Origin of the sequence: Psychrobacter aquimaris (assembly GCF_016107525.1) — a bacterium.
GTDB classification, from domain to species: domain Bacteria; phylum Pseudomonadota; class Gammaproteobacteria; order Pseudomonadales; family Moraxellaceae; genus Psychrobacter; species Psychrobacter aquimaris.
In genome coordinates this window covers 1-694 of record NZ_JABASR010000038.1, presented here as the reverse complement: position 1 = coordinate 694, position 694 = coordinate 1, and the positions used below count along the sequence as shown (strand labels likewise).

The 694-nt window shown below is 48.6% G+C and carries 1 protein-coding gene and 1 pseudogene; both read left to right on the top strand.

Annotation, left to right across the window (positions count from 1 at the left end; all coding sequences use genetic code 11):
- Window positions 1–498 (top strand): TRAP transporter small permease (locus JFC10_RS14795; protein ID WP_198333489.1); only part of this gene is annotated, 498 nt, incomplete at its 5' end.
- Window positions 495–694, top strand: a pseudogene (locus JFC10_RS14790) (C4-dicarboxylate ABC transporter permease); the annotation flags it as partial. The gene JFC10_RS14795 and the pseudogene JFC10_RS14790, both read left to right, overlap by 4 nt.

Sequence of the window (694 nt, the reverse complement as noted above, 5' to 3'; positions counted from 1 at the left end):
ATCTCCAGACTGTGTCAGCTTATCGGCGGCATCAGTCTTATCATCATCGTCCTCACCACCATGCTAGACGTCGTCGCCCGTTATATTTTTAAGCTTACTGGTGGTGAGTTTGGCTTTACCGTCAAAGGCAGTGTAGAGATCGTCTCCTACTTTATGCTCTTTGCACTACTGGCTGCCTTTGCCGCTTTTGTTGAACGCTCGCAAATCATCGTCGACGTCTTTACCCAGAAGATGCCCCAGTCTATCAAAGGCTACATGATGGGCGTCTTTATGCTTGGCTTCTTTGCCATCGGCATCGTCTTTGCATGGGGACTCTATGAGAGCGCCATCGACGCCATGGAGTTTGGCAAAGTCACCCAAGATCTTCGTATCTCTATGATGCCAATCTACCTCATCAGTGCTTTGTTAAGCGCCTTACTGGCCATCCGCTCACTGATCGAATCCATTAACATCTTTAAAACAGGCGAATTCTTTGACGCCGAGGAGACAGGCGCATGAGTCCAGAAATTATTGGAGCTATCGGCTTAATCGTCATGATTCTGCTTGTTGTCCTGCGAGTTCCAGTGGCGCTTGCCATGTTGGGTGTTGGATTGGTTGGTTTTGGTGCAGTGACTGCACCCAGTGGCGCACTGCAAATGCTCAAAGATATTCCGGTAGATGTGCTAGCCAAATATGACTTTAGTGCCATTCCCTT